Raw genomic sequence first — 17475 nt, 5'->3', positions numbered from 1 at the left:
CCTGGTTGGTGGTGGCGCTGTGTACGCCTCCCGGCGCCGGGAGCGTTCTGCTCGCTAGCGACCAGCTGCATAGCACCGACGAAGCCCCCGAGCCGCGATCGTCCTCGACCTTGAACGGCCACGTGGCAAACCGGTCACAACCACCGTCGACCTCAGCGAACCCATGTCTTCCTCATACCTGCGGGTATGGGATCAGCCCCTAGCCACGCCGCAATCTAGTGAAAGTACGTGGTTGGGCTGCAGCGGGTAGCAATCGAGGTTACCGTCATGCCGGCACTGGAGGTAACAGCGTGAGTGGCCACTTTGGCACCGTTCCATACAAAGCAATGGTCAGCACGGCTGGCCTCATGAGGAACAGGGGAACTCAAATGAGTAAGCGACGACTTGTCGCGGGCGCCGGGATCGTCGCCTTCGGAGCACTCTCGCTCGTGGGGTGCGGTAGCAGCAGTAACAGCAAGGCGGATTCACCCGCTGCGGAAGCAAACCCGCCTGCGGACGCAAACCCGCCTGCCGACGCAAACCCGCCTGCGGACGCAAACCCGCCTGCCGAAGCAAACCCGCCTGCGGACGCAAACCCGCCTGCGGACGCAAACCCGCCTGCGGATGCAAACCCGCCTGCGGACGCAAACCCGCCTGCGGACGCAAACCCGCCTGCCGACGCAAACCCGCCTGCGGGTTCGGGGGGCGGTTCGGGGTCCGGCGGTGTCTATCCACCAACGACGGAGTCGGGCATCGCGTTGTCGACGACGACGCCGATCGCTGGTGAACCGTTCGAGGTGTCACTGCCCCCTAAGTCGTTCGGTAAGGATGCGGCCGTGAACACGACTGTCGATCCACAAGGCGACTCTGGTGCGGCTGATTATGCGGTCGACGGACCCGGTCGGGCGGACAGCACCGGCGCTATCGCCGAATCGATAACGATCAGAGCGCCAGGCGTGTACGACATACGGATGACTGGCAACCGCTTCTACCGCCTAAATGGGGTCGCCTACACTGCGCCCAGGTCAGGCACTGGCAGCGCCACTACCTTCTCAGCGGTGTCCTACCAACCTGCCGCCATGACAGCTAAGACCCACAGCGTGACTTACTCCACCACCGTCACGGTTGTGAGCAGCAGTAACGACCTCGCCAAGACCGGCGCGGACAACAACCTCACGATCGCAGCCATCGGCGGCGGACTGATCCTGGTTGGTGGGGGTGCGGTATACGCGACCCGGCGCCGCCGGGAACGTACTGCTCGCTAGCGACCAGTTACCTAGCTAACGATGAAGGCTCCGACTCCACTGCGGAGTTGGGGCCTTCATCGTTAGCGAACCCGGATGACACGGAGTGTGGCTGTTGGTGTGCTCCACGACCCTCGGTGCGCGAGCTGCTTGAACGATCGCCGATTACTATCTGCAACGGTCGTTGCGCTACGAATCGACGGGATGTTCTCGCTCGGCCCAGGGCTCTCGGATCAGCTTCACGGTGACGAACGCCATGCCGGCACCGGGCGGACTACCGTCGTACATCGCTGGTCGAGTTGACGATCGGGCAAAGACCGCCGCACCCGAATCCAGCCGAGTCCGGCTAGAACTGCTGCTACCAATGGATCCTTGGCCATCAGCGCTCACAGTCAACGGTCGGAAGACCGGTATTCCACTCGTGCGCGAAGTTGGCCGACCCGCGATCGTCCTCGACCTGGAACTGCCCCGTGGCAAACCGGTCACAACCACCGTCGACCTCAGCGAACCCATTTCCGCGTCATACCCGCGGGCCGTGGAGCAGCCGCTAGCCACCGCCCCAATGTAGTGAAATCACGTGGTCGCCTTGCGTTCGCTAGTGATCAACATGTACATTCAAGCCTGCAGTAGAGATAGCAGCGTGAGTGGCCACCTCTACAGTTGTCCCGTAAACAACGTAATGGTCAGCACCGCTGGCTTAATGAGAACAAGGGGAACTCAAATGAGCAAGCGATCGCTAATCATAGGGGCGGGAATGACAGCCGTCGGAGCACTGGCTCTGGCCGGGCCTGCGTCCGCGGCGGATTACCCACCGCCCCCGCAACCGATACCCACCCAAGCGCCAGCGGCGCCCACCGTCTACAACAACAATGACCTCGCCAAGACTGGCGCGGACAACACCATCACGATCGCAGCCGTCGGTGGCGGCCTGATCCTGGTAGGTGGCGCGGCCGTGTTCGCGACCCGGCGCCGGGAGCGTTCAGCTCGGTAGCAAACTGCTATTGCTTAACACGAAGGCCCCGACTCCGTACGGAGTCCGGGCCTTCGTGTTCTGGCCGAAACCCGCGAGCCAGTTAGCTAGTTGACCGTAACCGACCCGGGATCCGGGGTGGCCGACGCGCCGTTGGGGCTTTGCTCTTCGGCAGCCTGGCTGGGCGACTGACCGTTCGCTCGCGGTGCCTCCGAAACCGGCGGTGCCGCCGCCTTGGCGACCGTGATGGTTACCTGGCTTCCTTTCTTGGCCGAACTGTTACCCGTCGGCGACTGAGCCAGCACAGTTCCCGGCGACTCGGTCGACTCCTGGGTCTGCACATTGACCTGGAAACCGGCGTTGGCCAGCGTGCTGGTTGCCTGTGCTTGCGAGCTACCGACGACGTTAGGCACAGAGACATTGCCCGACGAGACCGTGATGCTCACCTTGGAACCCGCATCGACGGTCGTACCGGATGATGGCGACTGCGCGATGACCGTGCCCGCAGGTTGATCACTGTCCTTTTCACCGACGTTGCCCAAGGCAAGTTGCGCATCACCGAGAGCCACCGCAGCGTCGTCGGAACTCGCCATACCCACCAAGTTCGGGACTTGGACCTGAGCCTTGCCAGCTGAAACCGACAGATTGACCGCCTGGCCCTTGGCCAGCAGGCTTCCTGCGGCCGGGTCCTGGGCGATGACTTCACCCTTCTTGCGATCCGACGGCTGTGGCGTTTGGGTACCGAGTTTGAGTCCTTGACTCACCAGGGTCTTCTCGGCGACGGAGACTGTCTGTCCGGTAACCGTCGGCACGGTGACCTGTTCAGCAGTGGCGTTACCGAAGAGCACCTTGCCCAGGAAGAGCGCCAAGGCGGCGACTACCAGGATGAGGGCAGCAATACCGACCCACATCCAGGGGCTGCGTTTGTTGTCCTGGGATTCAACTGTTCGGACGGGCGCAGGCGTTGCGGCGAACCGTTGCGTCGTGTCTGCCGCAGCCGCGGCCGCGGCGGCACCGGGAACGACGGCCGGGATCGACGTGGTGACCGGTATTCCGGCGATGGCCCGCTCAACATCTGAGCGGAAGTCCGCGGCAGTCTGGTAGCGGTCGTCGGGGTCCTTCGCCAGGGCCTTCATGACGAGACCGTCGAGGGCGGGAGGTACGGCTGGGTCAATCTGCGACGGTGGAACCGGCTGTTCGCTCACGTGTTGGTAGGCGACCGAGACTGGCGAGTCGCCTTGGAAGGGCGGCCGACCAGTCAACAGTTCGTAAAGCACGCATCCGGTGGAGTACAGGTCAGACCGTGCGTCCACCACCTCGCCGCGCGCCTGCTCCGGCGACAGGTACTGGGCGGTGCCCATCACGGCGCTGGCGGCGGTCATGGTCGCGGAGGCGTCTGCCAGCGCGCGCGCAATGCCGAAGTCCATCACCTTGACGTCACCAGTGCGGGTCAGCATGACGTTGGCTGGCTTGATGTCGCGGTGGACGATGCCGTGGCGGTGTGAGTAGTCGAGCGCGGCGAGGGTCCCAGCGGTGATCTCCAGGGCGCGCTCTGGTAGCAGTCGACGACCGCTGGCCAGCAACTGGCGCAAGGTCTGTCCGTCCACGTGTTCCATGACGATGTAGGGGACGACGACTGTGCCGGTCTCGTCTTCTAGGACATCCTCGCCGGTGTCGTAAACCGCGACGATATTCGGATGATTCAAGGACGCTGCGGATTGCGCTTCCCGGCGGAATCGGGACTGGAATGCCGGATCTTTGGCCAGATCCGGGCGCAGAATCTTGACGGCAACCCGGCGGCCAAGTCGCAGATCCTTACCCTCGAGCACCTCAGCCATGCCGCCTCGGCCGAGGGCATCCCCCAGCTCGTAGCGGTCACCTAGTTGGCGAGTGTCGCTCACGGTTTCTCCTTCATTCGAAAACTCATTGTTCCCCAACCACGTCATTGCCCATTCAGGAGTGCCGCAATCACCGCACGGGCAATGGGTGCGGCCAGCTGGTTACCGCTGACTTCCGCCGCGCCCCCTGCATTCTCCACTGAGACCGCGACGGCGACGCGAGGTGCCTCCGCCGGCGCGACCGCCACGAACCAGGCGACCGCCGGTCGACCGGCGCCCGTCTCCGCCGTGCCGGTCTTGCCGCCCACACTGACCCCCGAGATGCGGGCGTTGGAACCGGTGCCGTTCTGGACGACATCGACCATCATGCCCAGCTCGGCGGCGGCATTTGACGCACTCATTGCCGTGGCGAATTTGGACGGCGAGGAGGTTTGGGTCACCTGTAGGTCCGGGCCGCGAATGTCGCGAACCAAATACGGATTCATCGTCACGCCCGAGTTGCCGATCGAGGCCCCGACCATCGCCATCTGCAGCGTGGAGGCGGTCACGTCGAACTGACCGATGGCACTCATGGCGGTCTGTGCCGCATCCAGGTCGCCCGGGTACCGGCTCGTCGCTGCGCGCATGGGCACGGAGAAGCTGTTGTTGAAGCCGAACTTCTCCGCCTGGGCCTTGATGGCGTCTTGTCCAAGCTGGTTGCCCAGCCAGGCAAACGCGCTGTTACAGGAGACGGCGAGGGCATTGGTCAAGGTCGTCTTGCCACCCGGTCCACACGCGGAGCCCTGCCAGTTGTTGAGCTTTGAGCTGCTACCCGGCAGTTGGTAGGACGCCGGGCCGGGCACGATCGACTCAGGTGTGTACTTGCCGGATTCCAACGCCGCAGCGGTGGTGACGAGTTTGAAGACGGACCCGGGCGGCGGGGTGGAGACCAGCGGCCGGTTGAGTAGTGGCTTGTTCGGGTCCGCTGTGTAGGCCTCGTAGGCCTTCTGGCTCGCGGCCAGATCGTGGGTGGCCAAGTTGTTCGGATTGAATGATGGCGTCGACGCGAGCGCCAGGATCGCACCGGTGGACGGCTCGATGGCGGTGACCGAGCCAACCTTGCTACCGAGACCGGAGTAGGCGGCGGCCTGCGCACCGGCGTCCAACGTCAACGTGACCGCGCCACCCTTGGCGGGTCGGCCGCTGAGCAGTTGCTGGATCCGGTCAACGAAGAACAGGTTGCTGGAACCCGAGAGGACCGGGTTCTCGGTCCGCTCGATCCCGGAAGCGCCGTAGAGGGCCGAATAGAAGCCGGTTGCCGGTGCGTATTGCGGCCCGTTCTTGTAGACGCGCAGGTACTTGTACTGATCGTCGGTGGGGATGCTGCGAGCGACCGGAGCACTCCCGACCAGAATCGGGCCCCGTTCGCGGTCGTACTCCTCGAGCACGCTGCGCTGGTTACCAGGCTTGTCTTTGATGTCATTGGCGAGGATGACCTGCTGGACATTGATGTTGACCATCAGCGCCAGCATCAGGACGCCGACCAGCAGTCCAACTCGGCGAATCGCTCTGTCCATCAGGCAGCCCTCACGGTTGCGAAGGTGCCGACCGGCTCGGGTCGTCGGGCACGGTCAGAGATACGGATCAGCAGCGCGACCATCATCCAGTTGGCAACGAGTGCCGACCCCCCGTAGCTAAGGAACGGGGTGGTCAGACCGGTCAGCGGAATCAGCCGCGTGACGCCACCGACGACGACGAACACCTGGAGTCCGAACACGGTGGCAAAACCCACGGCAAGCAGTTTGCCAAACGGGTCGCGGCAGGCGATGGCGGTGCGCAGGCCGCGTTCAACGATGATCGCGTAGATGACCAGGATCGCCATGAACCCGGTGGTTCCCAGTTCCTCACCGAGTGCAGCGGTGATGAAGTCGGTCTTGGCGAAGGGGACGAACTGCGGGTAGCCCTGACCCCAGCCGGTGCCCAGCACGCCGCCGTTTGCCAGGCCAAACAGCGATTGTGCGATTTGGTAGCCCTGATCGGACGCGTAGGTCCAGGTGTCGAGCCAAACCTCCACCCGAACCCTGACGTGACCAAAGGCCGCGTAGCCGAGCAGGCAGCCAGCGATGAACATGACCGCACCAATGACCAGCCAACTGCGGCGTTGAGTGGCGACGTAGAGCAGCGTGACGAACAGGCCGAAGAACATCAGCGCCGTACCGAGGTCCCGTTGGAAGACCAGGACCGCGAGGCTAATTAACCAGGCCACCACAATCGGGCCAAAGTCACGACCACGCGGGAAGCCGATGCCCAGAATCTTGCGTCGCACCAACGCCAGCGAGTCACGCGTGACCACCAAGTATCCGGCGAAGAAGATCGTCAAAAAGATCTTGGCGAGTTCGGACGGCTGGAACGACAGCGGTCCGAGTCGGATCCACAGGTTTGCACCGTTGACGGTTGAACCAATCCCCGGGACAAGGGGAAGCAACAGCAGCACCACACCGGCGACCATGGCTGTGTAGGTGTACTTCTGCAGCCGACGGTGGTCGCGCACCACTACCAGAATCACCGCGAACATGATGAGGGCGAGCGTGGTCCAGGTCAGTTGCGCAACGACGTCTGAGGATGGGACCTTCGATCCGGCCCGTTCCGCCCGGGCGACATCGGCCAGATCCAGCCGGTGGATCATCGACAGGCCGATCATGTTCAACAGGGCTGCCGCCGGGACAAGGATGGGGTCGGCGTACGGCGCCAGGAATCGGACCGCGACGTGCGCACCGCCCCCGAGTACGACGAATGCGCCTGCCACCGTCAGTAGATTGGCCGGGAGTTTGCCGAGCATCGCCAAGTCGACGTTGGCGTAGGCGTAAAGCCCGATTACCCCGGCCAGGATCAGCAGCAGCAGCTCGAGGTTGCGGCGGTTCGACGGCTTCGGTGCGTCAGCAGACTTGGTCTGGCCAGCGGCTACCGCAGGTGCGCTCATAGCCCCACCCGCCAACTGATCGGAGCGGTCGTGGGTGTCGGGGGGACGGTCGGCTGCGGCTCGGCCTTGGGGCAGCCCTGGGTCTTGGGTTTGTCGGCGCACTGGGCGGCCTGGTCTTCCAAGGCCGAAAGGACATCGCGCGCACCGGAAAGCCCGCTGGCGGGGATCGTTGCGCGGACCTGTTCCTGGGCGTAGAGAGGCAGTTCATCCACGCGCGTCGGACTGGTCTGGATGGCGCTGGAGAATCCATGATCGCCCGGTCCCCAGGTGACGCCCTGGTAGATCCCGACATTCCCGTCGACGCTACCGACGTAGTACTGGTTCTGGATGTATCCCCACACCGCAATGAGTCCGGCTAGGGCGAGGGCGACACCCGCCAGGCCGACAATGACCCAACGACCAGGCCGCCGCCGACGGGCCTCGGTCGTGGCCTGCGGCTCGGCTTCGGCGGCGGGCTCGGGCGTCGGTCGGTCGGGGTCGGGCTGGGAGTCATCGGGGAACTCGATGCCCGGGAGCCGATCGCGGTTACGGAGTTCAGCTGCCGCGCCAACGACGACGGGCATCGGTGGGTTGCTCGGGTGGTCGGTCACGGTGTCGTTCGGGTGGTCGTCGGCGACGAGGTCGGCAACCACGCAGGTGACATTGTCCGGTGCGCCCTCCTCCAACGCCCGCTCCACCAGGGCTGTTGCCGCGCCGGTGGTGTCCTGGGTCGACAGCAGGGACCGCAATTCGTCGCCGGAGAGCACGCCAGAGAGTCCATCGCTGCACAGCAGGAAGCGGTCGCCTGCGCGGGCCTCGCGGATGGATAGGTCCGGCTCGACCTGGTGGACGCCGTCGAGGGCCTTCATCAGGAGGTTGCGCTTCTGGTGGACCGCCGCTTCTTCGTAGGTGATGCGACCGGAGTCGACCAGGGACTGAACGAAGGTGTGGTCTTTGGTCAGCTGGGTCAGTTCACCGGCCCGAAGCAGGTACGCCCGCGAGTCGCCAACGTGGGCCAGGGCTACCCGGTCGCCTTCCCACGACATCGCTGTGACGGTGGTGCCCATCCCGGCGAAGTCCGGCGCCGCGGCGATGATTCGGCTCAGCTCGTCGTGTGCCTCGTCGACTGCGTCGGCCATCGCCGTGAGGACCTGATCGCCGGGGGGTTCGCGGTCGAGTTCGGCGAACATCGCGATCGCCGTGGCGCTGGCGAGTTCACCGGCAGCGTGTCCGCCCATCCCGTCGGCCACGACGAGCATGTGTCCGCCCGCGTAGCCGGAGTCTTCGTTGCCTTGGCGAACCAGGCCGACGTCGGAGCGGGCCGAGTACCGCAGGCGCAGACGCGCGTGGGCTGGCTGGCTGCTCGTGGCGTCGGGGGTGGCCAACGGACTACTTCCGCAGCTCGAAGACGGTGCGGCCGATCCGCAGCGGTGCCCCGAGCTCAAGCACGGTCGGTCCGGTAATGCGGGTCCGATCGATCCAACTGCCGTTCGTCGAGCCCAGATCCTCGACGATCCACTGCCCCTCGCTCTGGTACAGCCGTGCGTGATGGCTGGAGGCGTAGTCGTCGTCGACGACAAGGGTCGAGTTGGCGGCGCGCCCGATGGTCACCGGGGCGCTGCCGAGTGGAAGCACGGTGCCCTGCAAAGAACCGTGGGTCACCACCAGGTTGCGGGCGCGTGACCGCTGGGTTCGGCCCTGGCGGCGGGTGGGCTTTGCCATATCGGCCGCGATCACCGAGTCGGCCGGTGCCGCCAGGTCGCGTCGCAGCACGCTGACAGTGGCGAGGACAAAGAACCACAGCAGCGCCAGGAAACCGAAACGCAGCAGCGTCAGGGCGAGTTCGCTCATGAGCCACTCCGGTACGTCAGCGAAGTCGATCCGAGGCGAATGGTGGCGCCGTCGCGCAAGAGCGACTCAGTCACCTGCACGCCGTCAACGAAGCTGCCATTGGTCGAACCGAGGTCGCGCAGCGCGGCGTCCTTGCCGACGGTGATTTCCGCGTGGTGACGGGAGACCCCCGGGTCGTCGATTCGGATGTCGGCATCCTCGCCGCGACCAAGCCGGTTCACCCCGGGTTTGAGGGTGAACTCACCCCCAGCAGTGACGAGTCGAGCAGCAGTCGGGCCAGCGGCGGGAGTGGCGGCCCGACCGGTGACTGCCGCCTTCGCCTCGCTGACGACGCGGAATAGCCCGGTGTCGAGGGTCTCGTCGAGGTTCATCGTGGTGGAAACCGGCCCCAGGAAGGTGTAACGCTGTTGCTCGGCGTATTCCTTGACCAAGCCGGCAAGTTCAGCCTGCAATGTCTCGGCATACACCGAGAGTCGGTCGTAGTCCTCACTGGACAAGGTGATGGTGAATGCGTTGGGGACGACCGTCCGTCCGCGCGACACAATTGCGGCTCGGTCATCGAGTTCCCGCTGCAGGGCTGCGGCCATCTCGACCGGCTGCACCTCCGCCTTGAACGCGCGAGCAAACGCCCCGTTGACTGTGCGGTCGACGCGCTTCTCGAACCTGTCGAGGATTCCCACGCGTTCACCTCCAAAGTCGTCATGTGGCAGTTGGCCGCGCAGCACAAAGTGGTGACCACCGCAAGACGCTGCGCTGCGATGTTATCGGCGTAGAGGCTCGCGTGGGCTGTCCAGTAGGACATCGATGGCGAAAACTTGTCGTCCAAGACGACCGCTTAATGAAAACAATTTTCATTAAGCTACGGTTGGAGAGGTTGATTTGGTTCGGTTTCAGCGCGTTCGGTGAGCGGTAGGCACCGGCAGCAGCAAGCAGACGGAGAGCAGGGGTCACGGTGGTGATGAGGTCGGTACGCAGGTGGCGAGATCAGGCGTCGGTGGGAATCCTGGGGCTGTCGCTGGTGGCTGCGCTGGCCGCCTGTGGGGAGTCCACCACCGGTAGCGATTCTGCCCAGACCTCCGCCCCTGCGTGTCCAGTCAGTCCGATTGACGTCGTGGTGACCACGAATGTCTGGGGGAGCGTCGCGGACCAACTTGCCGGTACCTGTGCCAACCTCAACGTCGTCATTACCAATCCCACCGCCGACCCGCACGAATTCGAACCCACGGCCGCGACCTCGGCGGCCTTTGCCGGCGCCAAGCTTGTGGTGATGAATGGACTGGGATACGACTCGTGGGCGACCAAGATCACTGAGAGTCTGGGTGCCAGCGCCCCTCCGGTACTGGACCTCGGTCAGGCCGTTGGCCTGAAGCCGGGAGCAAACCCGCACATTTGGTACTCACCTGATTACGTCGAGCGCTCAGCGAAGGCCATCACCGATCAGCTCAGCAGCGCCCTGCCGTCGGCTAGGGACTACTTCGCGAATCAGGCGGCCACATTCGAGCAGGCGTTGAATCCGTACCGGGAAGAAGTGGCCAAGATACGTTCGGCCCACACTGGCACCAAGATCGGTGCCACGGAAACAGTGTTTGTGTACATGGCCGACGCGACCGGGCTGCAGATCACTACCCCGCCCGGGTTCATGCGGGCAGCCGCCGATGACTCTGAACCGACGGCCAGTGACGTGGCGACCTTCCGCCAACAGTTGTCCAACGGCACCGATCGGGTCCTCATCTTCAACTCTCAGACCGCTGGCGGTCTGCCCGCTCAGATGCGTACAACTGCCGAACAGAACAACGTTCCCGTGGTGACCGTGACCGAGACGCTCACTCCGGAGCGCGACACCTTTCAGGCCTGGCAATTGCGGCAACTGCAGGCATTGAACGGCGCACTTGGTTAGGAGGCCCGGAACCGTGTCCACAACTGTGGCGGGGTGAACCAAATCTTCCTCGGTGCGGGGTGATACTTCTCGAGTGAGTGAAACGCCCTCGCGGACGATCGAGTCCGAGCACATCGACTTGTCGGACCCAAAGAATGACGATGTCCCCGTCCGCAAATGGCGACCCGGCGGACTGGAACTGCTCATTGCCCTGATGGCTGTCGCACTACTGCTGAGCAGTCAGTTGACCAAGCTGTTCAGTGTCCCGTCGCTGCAGGCGGGCGCCACCATCTTCGTCTCAATCACCATCCAGGCACTGCCGTTCCTGGTGCTCGGGGTCGTGCTGTCCGGGATCATTACCGCATACGTGCCGGTGGCCTTCTGGGGCAAGGTGCTCCCGCGCAACCGCGCGTTGGCCGTTCCGGTCGCGGGAGCGGCGGGTGCGGTGCTCCCAGGCTGTGAATGCGCGTCAGTGCCGGTGGCTGGGGGTTTGATGGCCAGGGGCGTCGCGCCACCGGCGGCACTAGCGTTTCTGCTGTCAGCGCCGGCGATCAATCCCATCGTCATCGTGTCCACTCTGGTGGCCTTTCCAGGTCAGCCCCAAATGGCGGTCGGCCGATTCTTCGCGTCATTGACCGCCTCGATGATCATGGGCTGGCTGTGGCTGTGGAAAGGTCGCAAGGAGTGGATCCGAATCCCGGATCGTTCGCATTTGGTTGGCGGCAACAAGTGGCACACCTTCCGGCTGACGACCGCCCATGACTTCCTGCACGCTGGTGGCTTCCTCATTGTGGGTGCGGTCGCCTCGGCAATACTGAATGTGGCTGTGCCCCGCGAGTGGCTCGACGCCGTCGGTAGTAACCCCCTCTGGTCTGTGCTGGCGATGGCGATTCTGGCCGTCGTGCTGTGCATCTGTTCGGAAGCTGACGCCTTTGTGGCTGCCAGCCTCACCCAGTTCTCGTTGACCTCGCGGTTAGTTTTTCTGGTGGTCGGACCGATGGTTGACCTCAAGCTCATCGCCCTGCAGACAGGCACGTTCGGCCGGGAGTTCGCGATGCGGTTTGCACCGGTCAGCTTTGTCGTCGCGACAAGTTGCGCCGTCATCGCGGGGACGGTGCTGCTGTGAACCGCGAGGTCCAGGCCATTGTGCTGATCCTGCTCGGCGGCTCAACCCTGCGGATCTCCATCGGTGACACCTACTTGCGTTACGTCAAGGCCGGGATGCGCCCGTATCTGCTGGTCAGTGGCGTGATCCTGCTCATGCTTGGGGTGTGGGCGATGGTTGACATCGTCAGGTCCCATCGCCGCGAGGCTGCCGCGTCACCTGCTCATGCACACGCCGGTGTTGCTGCATCGTCAGGCGGCGCCGACGACGATGCGGCTAGCTGCGCGGTAGCCGGTGCACCCGACTCATCACATGACGACGACGGTCACGGGCACGGTTCGATGCGCGTGGCGTGGCTGCTGCTGTTGCCGGTGCTCGCGATCCTGCTCGTGGCGCCACCGGCGCTCGGCGCGTACAGCGCCCAACGCGGACCCTCGCAAGTGTTGCAGCCCACTGACATTGCCGCGTTCGATCCGCTCCCGCCTGGCAACCCGGCGGATATGGCGCTCAGCGACTACGCAGTGCGCGCGATCTGGGATGACCAGAACACCCTCGCCGGACGCAACGTCAAGTTGACCGGATTCGTCACTCCGGCACCCGGCGGCAAGTGGTGGCTGACCCGACTGTCGTTGACGTGCTGCGCAGCGGATGCCGTCACAACCAAAGTGCTGGCGGTGGGTGCTCCCAACCTGCCCGCCAACACCTGGGTGACTCTGACCGGAACGTACGTCGCCGGTGGCGGAACCCAGTCGGACACGGCCGTTCCGTGGATCAAGACCGAGGCTCTGCGACGAATTGATGAGCTCAAGAACCCTTACGAATAGGGCCATTTCCAAAGCAATAACCAAATGTGTCGAGCGCCACATCTCGGCGACGGAACGGTGGCTCATTCCCGTTCGTCAAGTTGTGGTTGGGCAACGAAAATTGAGCCCTCAACCAACCGCATATCACTCCTGAGGGGGGTACATGAGCGAGCAATTGCAAGCACCAAATCGAGCCGCAGTCATGCGTCAGCTGGCGACGGTTTGGAGCAAATCTGCCAGTCCATCGGCGCACGCCGCGAGCACGGCTTTGCTGCGCTCACTCTCGTCGCGCCCCGAGGCCTAGGACGTCGCTTGACCTCTCGGAGACTCTGACCCGCGACTCAGGGACCTCCCAGTGAACGCCCAGATTCCCCAGGCAACTTGGCGGGTATGGGAAACCAAACAGAAACAACACCGCCAGTACTGGCCGCGGAGCTCGGCCTGGTGCCGCAACCGCGCGAGCAACTGCTCGACGTCGAGTTGGTTTTGCCGGTATACAACGAGCAGGCCGTACTGGCACAGACCGTGGAGCGCCTTGACGCGTACCTGACGGCAAATCTGCCGTATAGCTACCGCATCACCGTGGTCGACAACGCGAGCACAGACCGCACCTGGGACCTGGCCGAGCGGCTGGCGCAGCGCATCCCCGCCGTTGCTGCGATTCATCTGGATCAGAAGGGCCGTGGCCGTGCGCTGCGCCAAGTGTGGCTGGAAAGTGATGCCACGGTCGTTGCGTACATGGACGTGGACCTATCAACCGACTTGGCGGCGTTCCTGCCGCTGGTCGCACCACTGCTGAGCGGGCACAGCGACCTGGCCATCGGGAGTCGGCTCACTCGGTCGTCGCGGGTGATCCGGGGTCCCAAGCGGGAGGTCATCTCCCGCAGCTACAACGTGCTGCTGCGCACCACACTCGGGACGCGGTTTTCCGATGCGCAGTGCGGCTTCAAGGCGATGCGCGCCGACCGCGCCCGGCAGTTGCTACCCCTGGTGGAGGACAGCGAGTGGTTCTTCGATACCGAACTGTTGGTACTTGCCCAGCGGTCTGGGATGCGGATCCACGAGGTTCCGGTCGACTGGACTGACGACCCCGATTCGCGGGTCGACATCGTCGCTACCGCGTTGGCCGATCTGCGTGGGATCAAACGGATGGCGCTGCGCGGGATGCAGGGGCAGGTGCCGATCGCACCTGTCGAGTCGACCCCACCGGGGCTACCGAATCAGTTGGTCCGGTTCCTGCTTGTCGGCATCGCGAGCACGATTGCGTTTGCGTTGCTGTTCCTGTTTGGCCGCCAGTTTGTCGACGCACAGTGGGCGAACGCGGTCGCGCTCGCGACCACGGCGATTCTGAACACGGCGGTGAACCGCCGATTCACGTTCGGCGTGCGCGGTCGGTCCGGAGTCGCCCGCCATCAAGTGCAGGGATTCGGCATCTTCGCCCTCGGCTGGGCGATCACCGCCGGTTCGCTTGCGCTACTTGACGTCGTCTCGCCATCCGCGAGCACGTCAGTCGAGCTGACGGTGCTCGTCATCGCAAACCTCGCCGCCACGTTGCTGCGATTCCTCCTGCTCCGCGGCTGGGTGTTTCGCGCCCACCTGCACCACACCAGCCACCAGTCGGACACCCGGGTGTCCCCTTCGAAAGGACAGATCTGATGACTGAAACGCATGCCCAACCGATGCCATATGAACCGCTTCCGACAGCGTCCACGCCGGCGCCGCCGGTAACTGGGGTCACCGGGGCAACCGCGGCAGCGGAATCCGCACGCGCTGCGGATACCGAGCCGCCACCCTCGTCCCGGTGGCGCCAACTCGTGCTCGGCGACCCCACTGATCCCCGGTGGGTACGCCCCGCTCTGCTGGCCCTACTGCTGGGTACCGCCTTGCTCTACCTCTGGGACCTCGGCGCTTCCGGCTGGGCTAACTCGTTCTATTCGGCCGCAGTCCAGGCCGGCACCCAGTCATGGAAGGCCTTCTTCTTCGGTTCCTCAGATGCGGCCAACTTCATCACCGTCGACAAGCCACCGGCGTCGCTGTGGGTGATGGGAATATCGGCTCGCGTCTTCGGGGTGAACTCGTGGAGCATTCTGGCTCCGCAGGCGCTGGAGGGCGTCGCGGCCGTTGGGTTCCTCTATCTGACGGTGCGGCGTTGGTTCTCCCCCGCTGCGGGTTTGATCGCCGGCGCCGTGTTGGCATTGACTCCCGTTGCGGTACTGATGTTCCGCTTCAACAACCCCGACGCACTGTTGGTGCTGTTGCTGGTGCTCGCCGCGTATGCAACCACCAGGGCTATCGAGAAGGCGAATCCGTACTGGCTAATGCTGGCGGCGACGCTTATCGGCACCGGCTTCCTCACCAAGATGTTGCAGGCTTACCTGGTCGTCCCAGCCTTTGCGCTGGCATACCTGGTCGCGGCACCCACCAGTGTCCGCAAACGCCTCGTCCAGCTGTTGCTAGCCGGTGTTGCCCTCGTCGTCTCGTCCGGGTGGTGGGTCGCGATTGTGGAGCTAACCCCGGCAGCTAATCGGCCGTACATCGGTGGTTCGCAGAACAACAGCGTGCTGGAGCTCATCTGGGGTTACAACGGCCTCGGTCGGATCACCGGCAATGAGACCGGCAGCGTGGGGGGTGCGCCCAACGGGGCTGGCGGTTCAATGTGGGGAGCCACGGGTTGGGATCGCATGTTCGGTTCGCAAATGGGCAGTCAGATCTCGTGGCTACTGCCAGCGGCGCTTATCCTCCTGGTTGCGATGGTCGTCTACGCAGGTCGAGCTGGACGCTCTGATCGCCTGCGCACCGCGATGATCATCTGGGGCGGCTGGCTACTAACGACCGCGTTGGTGTTCAGTTTTGCCCAGGGAATCATTCACGAGTACTACACGGTCGCCCTTGCACCCGCCATTGCGGCGATCGTCGGAATTGGGGTGCACTACCTCTGGGAGCGCCGTGAAGCACTGAACGCTCGGATCATGCTGGCCGCGACTTTGGCGGTCACATCAATCTGGGCCTTCGTCCTACTGAGCCGCAGCGCCGATTGGTACCCGCCCTTGCGCTTCTTGATTCTGCTCGGTGGAGTTGTCGCCGCCGTGGTCATCGTGGCGCTGCCGTGGCTATCGGTCCGAGGAGTCGCCATGGCGGCAGTGGCTGCGGCCATCATCGGGTTGGCGGGACCAACCGCCTATGCGCTGCAGACGGCCTCGACCCCGCACGTTGGCAGCCTGCCAACAGCTGGACCCGCAACGGCCGGAGGCTTTGGCCCCGGACGAGCTGGTCCCGGCGGTGCGGGTGGAGCTGGCGGTGGGTTTGGTCCCGGCGCGGGCGGCACCGGACAGTTCGGGAATGGTCCGCTAGCGGGACTAGGCCAGGGGCCGGGCGGCACAACTGGTCAGCTCCCCGGCGGCACGACGGGTCAGCTACCCGGGGCCACCACGAATCAGCTCCCTGGCGGCACGGCAGGCCAGCTGCCTGGTGGAACTAACGGTGGTCTCGGTGGCGGGCAACAGGGAGGCGCGCAACAAGGTGGTGCCGGTGGGTTGCTCTCGGCGAGCACCCCTGGCGCAGCAGTCACCGCAGCGCTGCAGGCCCACTCTGATCAGTACACCTGGGTGGCCGCGATCGTAGGCGCCAACTCGGCCTCCGGCTACCAGTTGGCGAGCGGCGATCCGGTCATGGCGATCGGTGGATTCAACGGATCGGATCCGACCCCTACCCTTGCCCAATTCCAGGATTACGTCGCCCAGGGAAAGATCCACTACTTCATCGTGGGCGGCGGCATGGGCGGCGGACGTGGCGGTGCGCAGGGTGGCACCACTCAAGGCGGCACCACGCAAGGCGGCACGGCTCAAGGAAGGGGTGGGCTTGGTGGCAACGCGAGCTCAACCTCCTCTGAGATCACCGCGTGGGTTGCGGCGAACTACCCGGCCAAGACCATCGACGGCACGACCATGTACGACCTGTCGGCCCCGATCACCGGAAGCGCATGACCCTGGCGATCGGGTGATTACGTGAACGCCACCGGCGAGCATCAACCTTGCAGCGATGCGAGGGTTGGCCGGTGGCGTTCACGTTGACCGGACATCAAATTCCGTGGCTGATTCGCGGCGTCATCGCTGGGTTCGCCGGCACAGCGGCGATGTCCGCCATCTACGCAATCAAGCACGCACAAAGGCCGGGGGCACTGGGAATCCCCGAGGTAAAAGGGATCAATGGCAGCGTCGGGTTTGACTATGACGACACCGGGGTCCCTGGTCACATCATCGCGAACATCCTCCACCTGCCATCGGTCAGCGACCGTGGGGCCGGGGATATCACGCTCGCGCTGCGCTGGTCGTATGGCTCGGCATTCGGAATCGCGCATGTGCTCCTGCGTTCGAGGATGAGCGAACCGAAACCCACCATGCTGTTCGGCGGTGCATTGATGACGATGACGCTGACGATGTTCCCAGTCCTCGGTCGCACGCCACCACCGTGGAAGTGGTCCGGTGAAGTTGTCGCCACCTGCGTCGAAACCCACCTGGCCTACATCGTCACGGCTGCCGTCGCCGACGATGCGATGCGGCGACGCAACAAGGTGCTGGGGATCGCCAGTACGGCGGCGCTCGCAGCGACGGCCAGTGAGGCCCTCGAAGGAGCTGTCGGGATGCAGCCGAAAGTTCCGTAGGTCAATCCCGTCATCCGGACGTTCACCTGGGATTCGTCCGGTTGCTGACGGATCGCGACGGTGCGTTCACGTTGGTCATGAAATGTGCCTCGTGAATGAAACAAGAGATGAGAAACAGCAGTGTGCTGGCGGATGGATCAGCACAGATCAAGAAGGCAAGAATCCGAAACACCACGGAGATCACGGTCTACGTCGACGCGGTCTCCGAGCA

At 64.3% G+C, this 17475-nt stretch carries 15 protein-coding genes; 9 read left to right on the top strand and 6 right to left on the bottom strand.

All coding sequences use genetic code 11. The features are described from left to right. The first annotated feature begins 815 nt into the window (after positions 1 to 815). From KAZ48_07400 to KAZ48_07390, 3 genes are all read left to right on the top strand, one after another. Positions 816 to 1244, top strand: coding sequence for an LPXTG cell wall anchor domain-containing protein (locus KAZ48_07400; protein MBP7972610.1), 429 nt, complete (start codon positions 816 to 818; stop codon positions 1242 to 1244). Between the two features lie 223 nt (positions 1245 to 1467). After that, positions 1468 to 1791: a hypothetical protein gene (locus tag KAZ48_07395; protein ID MBP7972609.1), complete on the top strand. Its 324-nt coding sequence runs from the start codon at positions 1468 to 1470 to the stop codon at positions 1789 to 1791. Positions 1792 to 1977: 186 nt separating this feature from the next. Continuing rightward, complete coding sequence (locus KAZ48_07390) at positions 1978 to 2214, top strand: LPXTG cell wall anchor domain-containing protein (protein ID MBP7972608.1); 237 nt, start codon at positions 1978 to 1980, stop codon at positions 2212 to 2214. Positions 2215 to 2300: 86 nt separating this feature from the next. Here the strand turns inward: KAZ48_07390 and pknB are convergent, their stop codons facing one another. The 6 genes from pknB to KAZ48_07360 are packed head-to-tail and all read right to left on the bottom strand — an operon-like array spanning position 2301 to position 9500. Next, positions 2301 to 4094, bottom strand: a complete 1794-nt coding sequence (gene pknB, locus KAZ48_07385; protein MBP7972607.1) for a Stk1 family PASTA domain-containing Ser/Thr kinase — start codon at positions 4092 to 4094, stop codon at positions 2301 to 2303. Between the two features lie 41 nt (positions 4095 to 4135). Then, positions 4136 to 5587: a penicillin-binding protein 2 gene (locus KAZ48_07380; GenBank protein ID MBP7972606.1), complete on the bottom strand. Its 1452-nt coding sequence runs from the start codon at positions 5585 to 5587 to the stop codon at positions 4136 to 4138. Continuing rightward, complete coding sequence (locus KAZ48_07375) at positions 5587 to 6990, bottom strand: FtsW/RodA/SpoVE family cell cycle protein (GenBank protein ID MBP7972605.1); 1404 nt, start codon at positions 6988 to 6990, stop codon at positions 5587 to 5589. The genes KAZ48_07380 and KAZ48_07375 overlap by 1 nt, the downstream gene beginning before the upstream one ends. Next, positions 6987 to 8354 (bottom strand): protein phosphatase 2C domain-containing protein, encoded by a 1368-nt coding sequence (locus KAZ48_07370; GenBank protein MBP7972604.1) that lies wholly within the window; start codon positions 8352 to 8354, stop codon positions 6987 to 6989. The genes KAZ48_07375 and KAZ48_07370 overlap by 4 nt, the downstream gene beginning before the upstream one ends. Positions 8355 to 8358: 4 nt before the next feature. Next, on the bottom strand, positions 8359 to 8820 hold the full coding sequence (locus tag KAZ48_07365) for an FHA domain-containing protein (protein ID MBP7972603.1): 462 nt from the start codon (positions 8818 to 8820) through the stop codon (positions 8359 to 8361). Beyond that, positions 8817 to 9500, bottom strand: a complete 684-nt coding sequence (locus KAZ48_07360; protein MBP7972602.1) for an FHA domain-containing protein — start codon at positions 9498 to 9500, stop codon at positions 8817 to 8819. The genes KAZ48_07365 and KAZ48_07360 overlap by 4 nt, the downstream gene beginning before the upstream one ends. 275 nt (positions 9501 to 9775) lie before the next feature. Here KAZ48_07360 and KAZ48_07355 point away from each other — a divergent pair, with 275 nt between their 5' ends. From KAZ48_07355 to KAZ48_07330, 6 genes are all read left to right on the top strand, one after another. Continuing rightward, on the top strand, positions 9776 to 10717 hold the full coding sequence (locus KAZ48_07355) for a zinc ABC transporter substrate-binding protein (GenBank protein ID MBP7972601.1): 942 nt from the start codon (positions 9776 to 9778) through the stop codon (positions 10715 to 10717). A 73-nt stretch (positions 10718 to 10790) separates the two neighbouring features. Further along, a complete protein-coding gene (locus KAZ48_07350; GenBank protein ID MBP7972600.1) occupies positions 10791 to 11822 on the top strand; it encodes a permease in 1032 nt (343 codons plus the stop codon). Next, entirely contained in the window at positions 11819 to 12625 is an 807-nt protein-coding gene (locus KAZ48_07345) for a TIGR03943 family protein (protein ID MBP7972599.1), read from the top strand. Before KAZ48_07350 ends, KAZ48_07345 begins: the two co-directional genes overlap by 4 nt. Before the next feature lie 369 nt (positions 12626 to 12994). Continuing rightward, a complete protein-coding gene (locus KAZ48_07340; GenBank protein MBP7972598.1) occupies positions 12995 to 14260 on the top strand; it encodes a bifunctional glycosyltransferase family 2/GtrA family protein in 1266 nt (421 codons plus the stop codon). A 23-nt stretch (positions 14261 to 14283) separates the two neighbouring features. Further along, positions 14284 to 16587, top strand: a complete 2304-nt coding sequence (locus KAZ48_07335; GenBank protein ID MBP7972597.1) for a glycosyltransferase family 39 protein — start codon at positions 14284 to 14286, stop codon at positions 16585 to 16587. 71 nt (positions 16588 to 16658) lie between these two features. Continuing rightward, positions 16659 to 17264 carry a hypothetical protein gene (locus KAZ48_07330; protein ID MBP7972596.1) on the top strand — a complete coding sequence of 202 codons (606 nt, stop codon included), beginning with the start codon at positions 16659 to 16661 and terminating at the stop codon, positions 17262 to 17264. Positions 17265 to 17475 lie beyond the last annotated feature (211 nt).

The sequence above is a fragment of the Candidatus Nanopelagicales bacterium genome, assembly GCA_018003655.1.
Taxonomy (GTDB): Bacteria; Actinomycetota; Actinomycetes; order S36-B12; family UBA10799; genus JAGNDY01.
Note: the sequence above shows the minus strand (reverse complement) of the source record. Positions and strands in the feature narration are given on the sequence as shown.

Coding starts and splice junctions, on each gene's coding strand:
- KAZ48_07390 (MBP7972608.1), top strand. CDS start 1,978: ATGACAGCCGTCGGAGCACTGGCTCTGGCCGGGCCTGCGTCCGCGGCG.
- KAZ48_07380 (MBP7972606.1), bottom strand. CDS start 5,587: ATGGACAGAGCGATTCGCCGAGTTGGACTGCTGGTCGGCGTCCTGATG.
- KAZ48_07375 (MBP7972605.1), bottom strand. CDS start 6,990: ATGAGCGCACCTGCGGTAGCCGCTGGCCAGACCAAGTCTGCTGACGCA.
- KAZ48_07365 (MBP7972603.1), bottom strand. CDS start 8,820: ATGAGCGAACTCGCCCTGACGCTGCTGCGTTTCGGTTTCCTGGCGCTG.
- KAZ48_07340 (MBP7972598.1), top strand. CDS start 12,995: ATGGGAAACCAAACAGAAACAACACCGCCAGTACTGGCCGCGGAGCTC.
- KAZ48_07335 (MBP7972597.1), top strand. CDS start 14,284: ATGCCATATGAACCGCTTCCGACAGCGTCCACGCCGGCGCCGCCGGTA.